4 protein-coding genes are annotated in these 16,622 nt (G+C 72.6%); all 4 read right to left on the reverse strand.

What is annotated here, in order from left to right; all coding sequences use genetic code 11:
- Positions 1 to 11: 11 nt before the first annotated feature.
- Positions 12 to 1,241, reverse strand: a complete 1,230-nt coding sequence (locus ACFWU3_RS07130) for a cytochrome P450 (protein WP_384432390.1) — start codon at positions 1,239 to 1,241, stop codon at positions 12 to 14.
- A complete protein-coding gene (locus tag ACFWU3_RS07135) occupies positions 1,238 to 8,437 on the reverse strand; it encodes an amino acid adenylation domain-containing protein (RefSeq protein WP_384432393.1) in 7,200 nt (2,399 codons plus the stop codon). The genes ACFWU3_RS07130 and ACFWU3_RS07135 overlap by 4 nt, the downstream gene beginning before the upstream one ends.
- Positions 8,434 to 16,344 carry an amino acid adenylation domain-containing protein gene (locus ACFWU3_RS07140; RefSeq protein WP_384432396.1) on the reverse strand — a complete coding sequence of 2,637 codons (7,911 nt, stop codon included), beginning with the start codon at positions 16,342 to 16,344 and terminating at the stop codon, positions 8,434 to 8,436. Before ACFWU3_RS07140 ends, ACFWU3_RS07135 begins: the two co-directional genes overlap by 4 nt.
- Positions 16,341 to 16,622: phosphopantetheine-binding protein (locus tag ACFWU3_RS07145; protein WP_384432398.1), on the reverse strand; the 282-nt coding region annotated here is incomplete at its 5' end. The genes ACFWU3_RS07140 and ACFWU3_RS07145, both read right to left, overlap by 4 nt.

Consider the following 16,622-nt stretch of genomic DNA (forward strand, 5'->3'; position numbering starts at 1 on the left):
TGCGGGAGCCGCTACTTGAGCCGTACCGGCAGCGACTGGAGGCTCCGGTTGAGGAGCGAGGACTGCCAGTTCGCCGGGGCGCCGGTGAGCGCCAGATCCGGCGCGGCGGCCAGGAGGTCGGTGAGCGCGGCCCCGGCCACCAGCCGGGCCAGCGGTGCTCCCAGGCAGAAGTGCGCTCCCTGCCCGAATCCGAGGTGGGGATTCGGGTGCCGGCGCAGGTCCAGTTCGTCGGGGCGGTCGAACCGGGACGGGTCCCGGTTGGCCGCCGCGGTGACCAGGTAGAGCCGGTCTCCCGCCCGCAACAGCCGCTCGCCGAGCGAGAGATCGGTCTTCGCCTGCCGGACGGACATCTTCGACGGCCCGTCGAAACGCAGCAGCTCCTCCACGGCGCCGGGCGCCAACTCGGGCTCGGCGCGCAGCAGATCGAGCTGGTCGGGCCGGCGCAGCAGGTTCCACACCCCGACGGCGATCAGGTTGCTGGTGGTCTCCCCGCCGGCGAACGCGACATGGGTGAGCATGGCGACGAACTCGTCCTCGCTGACGGAGTCACCGACCAGACCGCTCTCCAGCGCCGCGCTGATCAAGTCGGCCTGCGGGTCGTCGCTCCGCCGACGGACCAGCCGCCGCAGATAGTCGAAGAGATCCAGCAGGGCCTGTTGGGAGCTCTCGTGCTCCTCCGCCGACTGCACCGAACCGAGGGCCAGGTCACCGACCTGGATCGCCCAGCGCTGGAACCGTTCGGTGTCCTGCTCCGGTACCCCCATCCAGGCCGCCGCCACGGTGGCCGGCAGAGGCCGGGCGAAGTCGGCCACCAGATCGGTGACGTCGCCGCCGTCCCTGGCCCGGGCCGTCAGCCGGGCCACCGCCTCCTGCACCATCGGCCGGTTGCGGCGGATCTGCCGGGGACCGAACGCGCCGCGGAAGACGCTGCGCAGTCGGCGGTGCTCGGGCGGGTCGACGAAGACCATCCAGCCGGCCATGATCCCGAAAGCGCGGGACGCCTCCGGGCTGAGCAGGTGCAGCGGTGTCTGCGCCAGCATCGGGGATATCCGGTCGGCCGACACCGCGGGGTCGCTGAAGCAGGCGGTCGCCTCGTCGTATCCGGTGACCAGCCAGGCCCGGTGGACCGGGCTCCAGTGCACGGGTGCGGTGGTGCGCAGGTGCGCGAAGTAGGGGAACGGATCGGCGACGATCTCGTCGTCCAGCAGGTAACGGTCGGTGACCTGACCGGTGGTGGTCATGCCGTGCGCTCCATCAACTCGGCGGCGAGGGCGGCAACGGCCGCGACCTCGGGATCGGCGACCATGCTCCGGTGGGTGCCGGGCAGGTGGTGGAGGGTGAGGCCCTCCGGGAACAGCTCGCGGCACCGCCGCTCGTAGGCCGGGTAGCTCTCGCCCGCGACCACGGACGGGCGTCCGGGCCCGGCGTCCGCCGCCTCGGCGGTGACCAGCAGGTGCACCGGCCCGTAGTACGGATCGGGGCGGTAGGTGGAGGCGGCGCGCAGCAGTGCCGTCCACATCGCCACCGGCCAGTCGGCGCCGAGATCGGCCTCCGCGCTGTTGACGCCGGCGGCGAGCAGCGTGGTCACCAGCTCCCGCTCCTGGCTCAGCCGGGCCGGGGTGCCCGGGGAGAGTTCACGGATCGCCTCGCGCATGGCGACCGCGCGGTCGAGCAGCTCGAGCGCCTCGGTGACGGCGAACATCCCGGCCTCGTCCGGCACGGCCGGCTCCAGCAGCAGCAGGGTGTCGACCTGCTCGCCCTGCGCGGTGAGCTGAATCGCCATCTCCTGGGCGATGTTGCCGCCCATCGACCAGCCGAACAGGGCGTACGGCCCCTCCGGTTGATGGGCGCGCAGCCTCCGCACGTAGTCCTCGGCCAGGCCCTGCATCGTGTGGGCGTCGACGCCGCCGTCGATGCCCCGGGCCTGCAGCCCGATCACGGGCCGCCCGGGCGGGAGTGCCTTGGCCAGTGGGAGGTACCAGGCGACGCTGCCGCCGCTCGGGTGCACGCAGAACAGCGGACGCTGCGTGCCCTCGCGCAGCACGACCAGCACATCGCCTTCCCGGCGCAGCGCGGCTCCTTCGCCGGCTGGTTCCCGTGTGGCGATGGCGGCGGCGAGCGACGCCACGGTGGGGTGCTCCAGGAGGTCGGCGACGCCTACCGGCAGTCCGAGGTCGCAGGCTCGGGCGGCGACCCTGACGACGGCGAGCGAGCTGCCGCCGAGTTCGAAGAAGTCGTCGTGCACGCCGACCCGGTTCTGCCGCAGCGTCTCGGCCCAGAGCTTGGCCAGCCTCTCTTCGGTGTCGGTGCGCGGCGCCACGTACGGACGGTCCGTGACGGCGGGCCCGGTCGGTGCCGGCAGGGCCGCCCGGTCGAGCTTGCCGTTGGCCGTCACCGGCAGTGCGGGCATCGGCACGAACGCCGTCGGCACCAGGTAGGCCGGGAGGCGGTCGCGCAGCCAGCGGCGCAGCTCGTCCGCGGTGGGCGCGGCGACGCCGGCCGCCGGAACCAGGTAGGCCACGAGCCGGGCGTCGCCGGGCTCGTCGGTGCGGGCGACCGCGGCCGCGACCGCCACGTCCGGCCGCGAGGACAGCACCGCCTCGATCTCCCCGAGCTCGATCCGGCGGCCCCGGATCTTCACCTGGCCGTCGAGACGTCCGCCGAACTCCAGGGTGCCGTCCGCCCGCCAACGTCCCCGGTCGCCGGTGCGGTAGAGCCGCCGGCCACCGCCGCGGGGGTCGGGAACGAAGCGGTCCGCGGTCAGTCCGGCCTGCCCGGCGTAGCCGCGGGCGAGGGAGTCACCGCCGATGCAGAGCTCCCCGGCGACGCCGGCCGGGACGGGGTGGAGCTCGTCGTCGAGTACCAGGACGGTGGTGCGGTCCAGCGGGCGGCCGATCGGGACGCTGACCGCGTCTGCAGGAACGGTGCGCACCGGGTGGGTGGTGGCGACGAAGGTGCATTCCACCGGGCCGTAACCGTTGGCGATGCGCATGTCCGACCAGCGGGTCCGCAGTTCGCGAACATGGGTCGGGGACGCCGCCTCTCCCCCGAAGAAGATCTGGCGCAGTCCTCCCAGGTCCTCCAGTCCCTCCTCCACCACGAGGTTGAACAGTGTGGTGGTGAGGAATGCCGTGGTGACGCCGTGCCGGCGGATCGCGGCGACGATACCGGCCGGCGTGATGGGTTCCGCCGGGTAGACGGCACAGGTGCCGCCGGTCAGCAGCGGCCCGAAGATCTCGAAGATGGCCGCGTCCCAGTTGAAACTGCTCAGGTGCAGGACCGTCTCGCCGGAGTCGAGGGCGATGTCCCGCTGCTCCACCAGGGTGTCGACGATGGCCCGTTGCGGCAGTGCTATCCCCTTGGGCAGACCCGTGGAGCCCGAGGTGTAGAGCACACAGGCCAGGTTGTCGGTGTCCGGGCCGCGGTCCGGGTCGGTCGTCGGCTCGCCGTCGAAGCTCGCGCCGGCGAGGGTGATGACGGTGCCGGCCCGCTCGGGCACGACGTGGCGCCATGCGGGCTGGGCGAGCACCAGGTCCGCACCGGTGTCGCGGATGAGCCGGTCCAGACGGCGGCCCGGATCGCGCGGGTCCATGGGCAGGTAGGCCGCCCCGGCCTTGAGGATGCCGAGCATGCCCACGACGAGCTCGACGGAGCGTTCCGCGCACAGCCCGACGACCGCCTCCGGTCCGGCGCCGTGTCTGCGCAGATGGTGGGCGACGCGGTTGACCCGCGCGTTGAGCTGCGCGTACGTCAACTCACCGTCAGCGGTGGCAACCGCCACCCCGTCCGGGTGTGCGGCCACCTGGGCCTCGAAGACTGCCACCACACTGCGCTCGTCACGGACCTGGTCGGCGCTCTCCCCCGACCGGGGAGCCATCACCTCGACCGGGATGCCGGGGACGCCCTCCGGTTCGTCGACCATCGCGGTGAGCAGCGCGCAGTACGCGTCGGCGAGCCGTTCGACCTCGCTCTGCGACATGCGGCCGGCATCGGACTCGAACGACACGCCTCCGGGGCCGGTGGTCACCATGAGCCCGAAGTTGGTGCGGGCTATCTCCTCGATCTCCTGCTTGTGCTCGCTGCCCAGGCCGTGGAAATGCACGTAGTTGAAGGCGGTGTCGACGAGCACCTCACCGGCCCACTGGCCGCGCTGCATCTCGGCCAGCGGGAAGCGGCGGTGCGGGATGACCTCCTGTTCCGCGGTGAAGACGTCACGCAGCAGGTCCACCCAGCTGGTCGCGGTGGAACGCACGCCGAACGGCACCACGTTGAGGAAGACACCGCGCATCCCCTCCGACCCGGCCCGCTCCGGACGCCCGTTGGTGGCGAACCCGGTCGAGTAGGAGTCACCGTCGGCGAGTTGCCCCATCAGGTGGTAGTAGGCGGTGAACAGCACCGTCTTGCGGGGCACCCCGGCGCGGGCGGCGAGAGCGTCGATGCCCGCGTGCAGGTGACCGTAGCTTCTCAGCGCCTCGCAGGTGGACTTGTCCGCCTGGTCCCCGCCGGCCGAGCGCGGGAGCCGTACCGGCGGGAACGACTCCACCATGGCGTCCCAGAAAGCGTGCGCTGCCGGGTCGGCCACGGCTTCCCGTTCGAGTACCACGTACTCGGCGAACCGGGGCACCGGTGGCCCGGCGGGCGCTGCGGCCGCGCCGGTGCGCTCCCGCCGGTGCCGGTCGATCAGCTCGGCGGCGAGGGAGGTGAGGCTCCAGCCGTCCAGGACGGCGTGGCAGTCGGTGATGGTGAGCCGGTACTCGGCGTCGTTGAGCACGTGCACATGCAGCCTGATCAGCGGAGGGACGGACAGCTCGAACCAGCGCCCCGCCTCCGCGTTCAGGTGTCCCCGGACCCGGTCGGCCTGAGTGGCGTCGTCCAGCCCCCGCAGGTCGTCCACACCGACCGGGAGGTCGGCGTCCGGGTGCACCAGTTGCAGCGGCTCGTCGTAGCTGCTCCAGTCGAAACCGGTGCGCAGGATCTCGTAGCGGCGGACCACCGCGTCGGCGGCACGCTGCATCACCTCGGCGTCGAACCCGGCCGGTTCCTGGACCCGGAAGCTGGTCACGTTGTGGTACGCGCCCTTGCCGGCGTCGGCCAGCAGCTCGTAGAGCATGCCCTGTTGCATCCGGGTCAGCGGGTAGGCGTCCTCCAGCCCGGCGGGCAGCCGGTCCCGGTCACCCGGCGCCACCATGGCGAACCGCTCCACGGGCACGGCGTGCCCCGGGGTGCCCCGCTGGTCGGCGGCCAGGTCCACGGCCCGGGCCAGCTCGCCGAGCGCCTGGTGGGCGAAGACGTCGCGCAGCGCCACGGTCAGCCCGCGCCGCTCGGCCAGCCCCACCACGCGCAGGGCCAGGATGGAGTCACCGCCGAGGTCGAAGAACCGGTCGGTGACGCCGGGTCTCTGGACGCCGAGCGCGTCGCACCACACCTCCGCCAGCGCACGCTCGGTGGGGGTCGCCGGCGGGACGTGGCGTCCGGCGGAGGTCAGGGTGGCGCCGTCGACGGCCGGCAGCCCCTTGCGGTCGACCTTGCCGTTGGCGGTCAGTGGCAGGGCCGTCAGCACGGTGAACGAGGCCGGCACCATCGGCTCGGGCAGTTGGCCGAGCAGCCACTGCCGCAGGTCGTCGCGGGCCGGCTCACCGTCGACGACCAGGTACGCGTGGAGCCGGTACTCGCCGGTGCGGGAACCGTGGGCCACCACGGCGGCCTGGTCGACAGCGGGGTGGCGCAGCAGCGCCGCCTCCACCTCGCCCAGCTCGATCCGGTGTCCGCGGATCTTCACCTGGTCGTCGGCGCGGCCCCGGTACTCAAGACGGCCGTCGGACAGATGCCGGGCCCGGTCTCCGGTGCGGTAGAGCCGGGCACCCGGCCGGTCGCCGAACGGATCGGGAACCAGCCGGTCGGCCGTCAGACCGGGCCGGCCGAGGTAGCCGCGGGCCGCCCCGGCGCCGCCGACGTACATCTCGCCGACGACGCCGGCCGGGACGGGCCGCATGTGACGGTCCAGAACGTGGATCGTCAGGTCGCCGAGCGCCCGGCCGATCGGCGAGACGGCCTCGCCGGTGAGGTCGGCGGCGGTCACGGTGTGATGGGTGACGTGCACCGTGGTTTCGGTGATGCCGTACATGTTGACCAGCCGCACACCGGCGCCGGGTCCATCGAGCCAGCCGTCGAGTTCGGGCAGGTCGAGCTTCTCCCCGCCGAGCACCACCGTCCGCACGCCAAGGTCGCCGAGCCGCCGTTCGCCGAGCGCCGCGCGCAGGTTGCGGAACGCGCCGGGCGTCTGGCTGAGCACCGACACCCTCTCGGCACCGAGCAGCGCGGCGAACCTCTCCGGGTCGCGGGCGGTGGCCTTGTCGACCAGGACGACGCTGCCGCCTCGGGTCAGGGCTCCCCACAGCTCCCAGACGGAGAAGTCGAAGGCGTACGAGTGGAACAGGCTCCACACACCCGCCTCCGGCAGATCGAGGGCGTCCTCGCAGGAGTCGAGGAGGCGGACCACCTGCCGGTGCGGGATGCAGACGCCCTTGGGCCGGCCGGTGGATCCGGAGGTGTAGATGATGTACGCGAGTGAGTCGGCGCTACCGGCGGACGGCGGGTCCTCCACCGGCTGGCCGTCCAACACCGGGTCGTCCAGCCGCAGTCGAGCGACATTCACGGGCACCTGTTCGGCGAGGCCCGGGGAGACGACGGCGAGCCGGAGGCCGGCGTCGGCGACCATGTACTCCAGCCTGTCCCGCGGGTGTTCCGGGTCCAGCGGCAGGTACGCGCCTCCGGCCTTGAGGATGCCGAGGATTCCGACGGCCAGGTCGAGGTCCCGGTTGACACAGAGCCCGACCACCGACTCGGGGCCAACCCCGGCGGCGCGCAGCCGGTGGGCGAGCTGATTGGCCCGCCGGTTCAGGCCGGCGTAGTCGAGCCGCTCCTCCCCGGCGACCACCGCGACGGCGTCCGGCCGGACGGCGGCGTGCCGCTCGAACCGCTCGTGGAGGCGGTCCTCGCAGTCGTACGAGCGCAGCGGGGCGGCCCATGCGGCGAGTTGCCGGCGTTCGGCGTCCGGCAGCAGCTCCAGGTCGGACAGTGGCGTGTCCGGGTGGGCGAGGACCAACTCCAGGAGGCGCGTGTACTGGTCCGCCCAGCGGCGCACGGTCTCCGGTCGCCACAGATCGGAGCGGTGGAAGAACGCCGCGGCCAGTCCGTCGGGGCGCCGGGCGGTCTGGAGGATCAGGTCGAACTTGACGGCCTCCACGTCGAGTTCGAACCGGCCGCCGGTGACCTCGCCGAGGTGGACCGGGCGGTCATCGGTGTCGTCGTCCAGACTGAACATGGCCTGGAACAGCGGGGTGCGATGGGTGTCCCGGTCGGGGCTGACCTCGTCGACGACCCGCTCGAACGGGACGTCCTGATGCTCGTACGCGCCGAGGGCGTCGTCGCGGACCCGGGCGAGGAGATCGGCGAAGGTCGGGTTCTCCGCCAGGTCGGCCCGCATGACCACGGTGTTGACGAAGAAGCCGATCAGGTTCTCGACCTCGGGCCGGTTCCGTCCGGCCACCGGGGTGCCGACGCCGAAGTCCGTCTGCCCGCTCCAGCGGCCCAGCAGCAGCTCGAATGCGGCCAGGAGCGTCATGTACAGCGTCGCGTTGTGCTCGCGGCCGAGCCGCTCCAGGGCGGACACCGTCTCGGGCTCCAGCGCGAACTCGCAGACGGCGCCGGCGGTGTCGCGCCTGCCGGGGCGGACGCGGTCGGTGGGCAGTTCCAGCGTCGGCAGCCCCGCCAGCCGGTTCCGCCAGTAGCCCAGCTCCCCGGCCGCCCGCTCTCCGGCCAGCTCATGGCGCTGCCAGGCGGCGAAGTCGGCATACCTGACCGGCAGTTCCGGGAGGGTTCCGCCGCCGTACAGGGTCTCCAGATCGCGCACCAGCACGCCCATCGACCAGCCGTCCGCGACGATGTGATGCATCGCCAGGAGAACCACATGATCGGTGGCGCCGAGGCGCCACACCGTCACCCGGAGCACCGGGCCGGCCGCCAGGTCGAACGGCTCGCGGGCCACCGCGCCCGCCGCCAGGACGACCTCGTCGACACTGCCGGCTTCGCGCCAGTCCACGCCGCTCCACCCCGGGTCGACATCCTGGCTCACCACGCCGTCGACCACGGTGAACCGGGTCCGCAGGGTCTCGTGCCGCGCCACCAGGGCGTCGAACGCGGCGGAGAGCCGGCCGCGGTCCAGTGGTCCGGTCAGACGCCAGGCCACCGGAATCGTGTACGCCGGGCCGGGCCCTTCCAGGCGGTCGAGGAAGACCAGACGCTCCTGCCCGAACGACACCGGAAGGTCGCTGGTGCCGGTGGAGCGGGTGATCCCGTCCGGAGCCGTGCGGTTCTCCGCGCGCCCCGCCAGCCGCTGGTGGAGCAGCTCCAGCTGCATGGGTGTGAGGCCGTTCACGGCGTCTCCTTCAGTTTCTGGGCAAGGTTGGTGATGGTCCGGGCCTCGAAGAAGGCACGGAGGGTGACCGCGGTGTCGAGCCGGGACCGGAGACGGGAGATGACTCTCAGCGCGGTGAGCGAGTGGCCGCCCAGGGCGAAGAAGTCGTCCTCGACGCCGACGTCGGGCCGGTCGAGCAGCTCCGCCCACACCTCGGCGATGATCTTCTCGAGTGGGGTGCGCGGTGCGACATGACCCGGGCCGCTCTCCGGGGCGGTGGCGGTGATCTCCGGCAGCGCGTCCCGGTCGACCTTGCCGTTGGCGAGCAGCGGCAGGCAGTCCAGGACCAGCAGTTCCGTCGGGATCATCGCGTACGGCAGACGGGACTCCAGGTGCGTCCGCAGCTCGGCCACCGAAAGTCGGGTCCCCGGCGAACGCTGCGCATAGCCGCTGAGTTTCCAGCCGTTCGGGCCGTCGGGGCGGGCGACCACGGCCGCCGAACCCACGGCGGGGTGCAGGGCGAGGCACGCTTCCACCTCGCCCGGTTCGATCCGCACGCCCCGGACCTTCACCTGACGGTCCAGCCGGCCGCGGAACTCCAGTGTCCCGTCGGCCAGTCGGCGGGCGGAGTCGCCGGTGCGGTACATCCGGGCTCCGGGCGTGCCGCACGGGTCGGGTACGAAGGACCGCGCGGTCGTGCCGGCCTGGTTGTGGTAGCCGCGGGTCACTCCGGCGCCTCCGATGTGCAGTTCCCCGAACACCCCGACCGGCACGGGTCGCAGTGCCTCGTCGAGCACGTGCACGGTGGTGGCCGGCATGGGCCGCCCGATGGACACCGTCTTCTCCCGCACCGCCGGGTCCAGGTCCTCGAAGGTGGTGGTGAGGGTGCACTCGGTCGGGCCGTACTGGTTGACCACCCTGCGCAGCCCCGGCAGCGCCGCATGCAGGCGGGCCAGCAGATCCGGGGTGCAGGGCTCACCGCTGAGCACCAGCAACCGCAGGTCCGGCAGGCTCACCTCGCTGAGGTCGCCGCCGTCGAGAAGCTGGTTCAGCAGGGACGGCACCATGCTGAGGACGGCCGTCGGCGCGGGCCGGCCCGTCAGATCGGTGACGAGGGTGGACAGGTCGGACTGCCCGGCCATCAGCACGGTCGCGCCGACGGTCAGCGGGCCGATGCAGTCCCGCAGGAACGCGTCGAAGGACGCGGAGGCACGCTGGAGGACGACGTCGTCCGGGCCCAGCTCGTAGTGGTCGAGAACGGTGTCGAGGTGGCCGGTGAGACCGGCGAACTCGACGAGGACGCCCTTCGGCGCCCCGGTCGAACCGGAGGTGTAGACGACGTACGCGAGGGTGCCCGGGTCGCGGGTCGGGGCCGGTGGAGTGGCCGGACCCCGGCCGAGCGCCGGATCAGTGATCATGTCCTCGTCGACGATCAGCCGGGCTCCGGCATCGGCACCGATCCGCGCGAGGCGTCGTGCGGGCAGGTCGGGGTCGAGTCCGACGAACGCTCCTCCGGCCTTCCAGATGCCGAGCACGCCCACCACGGTGTCGATCCCGCGAGGCAGGCGCAGTCCTACCCGGGTTTCCGGACCCACGCCCCGGCCGACGAGGTGGTGAGCGAGCTGGTTGGCCCGCCGGTCCAACTCGGCGTAGGTGACCTTGCGATCGCCGCAGATCACAGCCACCGCGTCCGGGGTGGCACGGACCTGGTCGGCGATCCGTTCGAGCAGCGGCCTCGACACGGCGGGACGCGGTGCCACGGCCGCGGGTGCCACGGCCGGCGGGGCGAGCGGCAGATCACCGGTCCGTGCCGCGGGATCGGCCACGACGGCGCGCAGCAGCAGAGTGAACGCCTCGGCCATCCGCCGGATCGTGGCGGTGTCGAAGATGTCGGTGGTGTAGTCGATGGCGCCGGCCAGGCCGTCGGGACGCTGCACCAGTTCCAGGGTGAGGTCGAGCTTGGCCGCCCCCCGATCGACGGGGACCGCCGTACCGGCGGCCTTGCCGAGCCGCAGCGCGTCCAGGCTCCAGTCGTTGAAGCTGAACATGGCCTGGAACAGCGGGGATCGGCTGAGGTCCCGCTCCGGGCGCAGCTCCTCCACCAGACGACCGAACGGCATCTCCTGGTGCTCATAGGCGCTGAGAGCTTCGCCGCGGACCCGGCCGAGCAACTCGGTGAACGAGGGATCTCCGCTCGTGTCGGCCCGCAGTACGAGGGTGTTGAGGAAGAACCCGACGACATCGCGGACCTCGGCCCTGCCGCGGCCGGCGACGGGGGTGCCGACGCCGAAGTCGGTCTGCCCGCTCCATCGGCCCAACAGCACCTGATAGGCGGCGAGCAGGGTCATGAACAGTGTCGCGCCGTGTTCCCGGCTCAGTCGTTCCAGTCCGGCGACCAGCTCCGCGTCGACCGTGAACTCCACCGAGCCGCCGGAGCCGTTGCGGCGGGTCGGGCGGGGACGGTCGGTGGGCAGCTCGAGTGTCGGCAGGCCGGCCAGCCGCTGCCGCCAGTGCGTCAGTTCCGCCGCCAGCCGTTCCCCGGTGAGCCGGCCGCGTTGCCAGACCGCGAAGTCGGCGTAGCGCACCTGCGGACGGGACGGCTCGACGCCGTCGTAGCAGGACTCCAGTTCGCGGATCAGCAGGCCCATGGACCAGCCGTCGGACACGGCGTGGTGCATGGCCATCAGCAGCACGTGCTCGTTGTCGCCGGCATGCCACACCACGCCCCGGAACAGCGGCCCGGTGGTGAGATCGAACGGCTCGCGCGCCTCGTCCCGGACCGCCCCGACAGCGTCGCCGACCGTGCCGGCCTCGCGCCAGTCGACTCCGGCCCAGCCGGGGACGATGTCCTGCAACGCCACGCCGTCGACCAGGGTGAACCGGGTACGCAGCATCTCGTGCCGTGCCACCAGGGCGTCGAACGCGGCGGACAGCCGGTCGCGGTCCAGCGGTCCGCTCAGACGCCACGCGACGGGAATCGTGTACGCCGGGCCGGCACCCTCGAGGCAGTCCAGGAACACCAGCCGTTCCTGCCCGAAGGAGACCGGCAGCCCCGTGGTGGCGTCGCCCCGGACGATGGGGGCGCCGACCTGCTCGGCGTCGGCGAGCAGACGGGCCAGCGCCGCGATGGTGCGGGCGGTGAACAGATCGCGGAAGGTCATCTCCCGGCCGGTACGCTCGGCGACCGCGCCGACCATCTTGATGGCCAGCAGCGAGTGCCCCCCGAGGGCGAAGAAGTCGTCGTCCATGCCGGGCTCGGCCACACCGAGGACCTCCGTCCACGCCTCGGCGAGCTGCCGTTCCAACGCGCAGGTCGGCTCCCGCCGGCCGGTGGTCGGGGCGTACGTCGGTTCCGGCAGGGCAGCCCGGTCCACCTTGCCGTTGCGCGTCAGCGGCAGTTCGTCGAGCACGACCACTGCGGCCGGTACCAGGAACGCCGGCAGGCTCTCGCCGATGAACCCGCGCAGATCACCCGGTTCGGCGGAATCGGCCACGACGTACGCGCAGAGGCTGAGCGCCCCGCTGCGGTCGGGACGGGCCACCACGACGGTGTCGCGCACGGCCGGGTGCCGTCTCATCGCGGTCTCGATCTCGCCCGGCTCGACGCGGAAGCCGCGTATCTTGACCTGCCCGTCGGCGCGGCCGACGAACTCCAGTCGGCCTTGTGCCGTCCACCGCACCAGGTCGCCGGTGCGGTAGACCCTGCCGCCGGGCGGGCCGAACGGGTCGGGCAGGAACCGGTCGGCGGTGCGGTGTGGGGCGCCGAGGTACCCGCGGGCCAGTCCGGCGCCGCCGAGGAGCAGTTCTCCGACGACACCGACGGGGACCGGACGCAGCCGCTCGTCGACCACGTACGCGGTGGTGTTGTTCATGGGGCGGCCGATCGGCACGGTCGCGGCGGCGGCCGGTGCCGTGACCTCGTGCCAGGTGCCGAACGTGGTCGACTCGGCCGGGCCGTACATGTGCAGCAGTCGGCCGGGCCCGCCGTGGGCGAGCAGGGCGTCCACCGTGTGCGGGTCGGCGGCCTCGCCGCCGAAGAGCACGTTCCGCAGTCCGCCGAGAGCGTCGGGCCGCTCCCGGACGACCTGGTTGAACAGCGCGGTGGTGAGGAACAGCGTGGTGACCCGGTGCCGGGTGAGGTGCGCCGCAAGGGCTGTCGGCGACAGCGCGACATCCGGCGGGGTGACCACCAGGGTCGCTCCGGCAACCAGGGTGGCCCACACCTCGAAGGTGGCCGCGTCGAAGACGGGACTGGCCGCGAACGCCACCCGGTCGTCCGGCCCGAGGGTCAGGTAGTCGCCCTCGTGGACGGTACGGACCAGTCCGCGATGGGTGATGCCGATGCCCTTCGGCCGCCCGGTGGAACCGGAGGTGTAGACGACGTAGCCGAGGCTGTCCGGGCAGACGCTCACCTCGGGTGCGGTGTCCGGCAGCCGGTCGATCTCGACGGCGTCCGCGACCGGATCGACGACCCGCAGGCCCAGGCCGTCCGCCGACAGGTGCCCGGCGGAGGTGATGAGCAGCGTCGCGGCGGTGTCGTCGAGCATGTGCCTGCTGCGCTCGGCGGGCTGGTCGGCGTCGAGCGGCACATAGGCGCCGCCGGCCTTCAGCACCGCGAGCTGGGCGAGGACGAGGTCCGCGCCGCGGGGCAGGCTGACCGCCACCGCGGTCTCCGGACCCACGCCGAGAGCGAGCAGGTGCCGGGCCAGTCGATTGGCCCGCCGGTCCAGTTGGGCGTAGGTCCAGATGGATTCGCCGTCCACGACCGCCGGCTCGTCGCCCCGGTCGGCCGCCTGGTCGGCGACGAGCTGGTGCAGGGCGCGCGGGGGGATCGCCGGAGTGGGACCGGTGCCCAGCTCGGCGAGGCGGCCACGGGCGTCGGTGTCCAGCACGTCCCAGTCGCCGAGCCGGCCCCCGGCGTCCTCGGCGAGCGTGAGCAGCAGGCGGCGGTACCCGTCGGCGATCCGCTCCACCGTCGCCGGGTCGAACAGGCAGGTGGCGTACTCGATCAGGCCGGTGCAAGAGCCGTCGGCGGCCTGGTCGACGAAGAGGGTGAGGTCGAACTTCGCGGTCCGCCAGCCGAGCGGGATCTCCTCGGCCGGCATCCCGGGCACCCGCAGGGCCGTGGCGGCGGTGTCCCGCAGCGCGAACATGGTCTGGAACACCGGAGTGCGGCTGAGGTCCCGCTCCGGCCGCAGTTCCTCCACCACCCGTTCGAACGGCACGTCCTGGTGCTCGTATCCCCCGAGGGTGGCCTCCCTGACCCGGCCGAGCAGCTCGGCGAAGGTGGGGTCGCCGGTGAGATCGGCCCGCACCGCAAGGGTGTTGACGAAGAAGCCGACGACGTTCTCCACCTCGGAGGCCGTCCGGCCGGCGACCGGTGTGCCCACGACGAAGTCTCTCTGTCCGCTCCACCGGCCGAGCAGGACCTGAAACGCCATCAGCAGCGCGGTGTGCAGGGTGGCGGCGTCGGTCCGCGCACGCCGGGTCAGCGTGCGCAGCGCCTCCTGCGGCAGCTCGAACCGGTGGGTGGCGCCTTCGGTGCCGAGCACCATCGGCCGTGGCCGGTCGGTGGGGAGCTCCAGGGCGGGAGCCCCGTCCAGGGTGGTGCGCCACCACTCCAGTTCGCCGGCCAGCCGGTCCGGGGTGAGCGCGGCGCGCTGCCAACGGGCGAAGTCGGCGTACCGCACGGGCGGCGCCGGCGGGGTGACGCCCGCGTACAGGTCGCCCAGCTCACGGGCGACGACGCCCAGGGACCAGCCGTCGGCGACGATGTGGTGCAGCACCAGCAACAGGACGTCGTGCCCGGGGAGTCTGATCAAGGCGGCCCGCCAGGCGGGCCCGGCGGCCAGGTCGAACGGCCGGCGGATCTCGGCGGAGGCGAGGTCGTCGTTCCATGCGCCGGCCTCGACGCGGCGCAGGTCCACCAGGGGTTCGGACGCGACGACGGGTGCTCGGTCGATGCCCGGGAATCGGGTGCGCAGCGCGTCGTGCCGTGCGGCCAGTCGCTCCAGGGCGCGGCGCAGGACGCCTTCGTCGAGCCGGCCGTCCATCCGCCAGGCGACGGGGATGGCGTAGGCGGAGCTGTCCGGGTTCATCTGCTCGAGGAACAGGAGCCGTTCCTGCCCGAACGAAGGGACGACGGGCTCGTCGTCGCCGCCCCGGGTGAGGGCGGGGGCCGTGGCGGCGTAGCCGGCAGGTGCCGCGGTGACCGTGTCGGCGAGTTCGGCGACGGTGAGTCCGGCGAACAGGTCGCGCATCGAGATGTCGACACCCGCCTCCTCGCGCAACCGGGAGATGAGCCGCACGGCGAGCAGGGAGTGGCCGCCGAGTGCGAGGAACGCGTCGTCGACGCCGATCCTCGCGACGCCGAAGACCGATGCCCACACGGATGCCAGCTTCTCCTGGTCCGGGGTCTCGGGGGCCCGGTACGGGGTGGCGAGGTCGGGGCGGTCCGGGGCCGGCAGGGCCTTGCGGTCCAGCTTTCCGCTGGAGGTCAGCGGCAGCTCCGCCAGCTCGACGAAGGTGGACGGCACCATGTAGGCGGGGAGCAGACCGGCCAACTGTTCGCGTAGTACGGCGATGTCGAGATCGGCGCCGACGACGTAGGCGACGAGCCGTTGTTCGGCGGCCGAGCCTGCGGCCACCACCACGCCGGCGCGCACACCGGGCAGTTCATTGAGCACGGCCTGGATCTCGCCGAGCTCTACCCTGTTGCCGGCGAGCTTCAGCTGCTCGTCGACCCGGCCGAGGTAGTCGACCACGCCAGGGCGGTGCCAGCCGGCCAGATCGCCGCTGCGGTACATCCGTGCGCCGGGCTGACCGTAGGGGTCGGGCAGGAAGCGTTCCGCGGTGAGCCCCGGCTGCCCGGAGTAGCCGCGGGCGAGCTGCACTCCTGCGAGGTACAGCTCTCCGGGTCCGTCTCCCGGCGCCGGGCGCAGGTCGTCGTCGAGGATGTAGAGCTGCGTGTTGGCCACTGCCGCGCCGATCGGCACGCCTGCGCCGGGCCAGTCGGGTCTGCACTGCCAGGCACTCACTTCGATGGACGCCTCGGTCGGGCCGTAGAGGTTGTGCAGTTCGACGTGCGACAGGACGCGCAGCACCCGGTTCTGCAGGTCGGTGGGGAGCGCCTCGCCGCTGGTCATGATGCGCAGGACGCTGCGGCATCCCTCCACACCCCGCTCGCCGATGAACAGGGCGAGCATGGTGGGGATGAAGTGGACGGTGGTGATCTCGCGCCGCTGGATCAGCTCGACGAGGTAGCCGCTGTCGCGGTGTCCGCCGGGTTTGGCGATGACCAGACGGGCGCCGACCGTGAGCGGCCAGAACAGCTCCCACACCGAGACGTCGAATGCGTACGGAGTCTTCTGGAGCACGCGCTCGTCGGACGTCATGCCGTACTCGTGCTGGCCCCAGACCAGGCGGTTGCAGACGCCCCGGTGCTCGGCCACCACGCCCTTGGGGCGGCCGGTGGAGCCAGAGGTGTACATGACGTAGGCGGCGTTGCGCCCGTCGACGACGACGCCACAGGGCTCGTCGGACTCGCCGGCAGTGCCGGCGAGGGTCACCTCGGGCAGTCCGGGCCGGCCGAGATCGCAGTCCATGCCGGGACCGCGGACGAGCGCGACCGCGCCGGCCTGCCCGACCATGTAGGCCAGCCGCTCGGTGGGCAGTTCCAGGTCCAGCGGCAGATACGCGGCGCCGCTCTTGAGGATGCCCAGCAGGGAGACGACCAGGTCCAGGGAGCGCTGGGCGCCGACGGCGACGACGGTCTCCGGTCCGGCGCCGTGGCGGCGCAGCGCGTGGGCGAGCCGGTTGGCCCTCCGCTCCAGTTCCCGGTAGGTCATCTCCTCGCCCTCGAACTCCAGGGCAATGCCGTCAGGGGTACGTCTGACCTGGGCCTCGACCAGTCCGTGCATCGTGCTCATGCCTGCTGCTCCTTCAGTGCCTGCTCGACGTCCTCGCCGGTCATCCCTGCGATCTCCCGCATCAGCTGTTCCTCGACCGCGGCGGCGAGCCGGGTCACGGTCGGCCGCTCGAAGAGGGTTCGCACGCCGATCTCGCAGCCGAACGCCGCTCGTAGTCGGATGACGACTCTGGTGGCGAGGAGTGAGTGGCCGCCGAGGTCGAAGAAGTTGTCGTGGATGCCGATCCGGTCGACCTGGAGGACTTCCTTCCAGACGTCGGCGATGGCCTGTTCGGTCGG

Origin of the sequence: Streptomyces sp. NPDC058685 (assembly GCF_042714725.1) — a bacterium.
In the GTDB taxonomy this organism is placed as follows: domain Bacteria; phylum Actinomycetota; class Actinomycetes; order Streptomycetales; family Streptomycetaceae; genus Streptomyces.

Coding starts and splice junctions, on each gene's coding strand:
- ACFWU3_RS07140 (WP_384432396.1), bottom strand. CDS start 16,344: ATGAGCACGATGCACGGACTGGTCGAGGCCCAGGTCAGACGTACCCCT.
- ACFWU3_RS07130 (WP_384432390.1), bottom strand. CDS start 1,241: ATGACCACCACCGGTCAGGTCACCGACCGTTACCTGCTGGACGACGAG.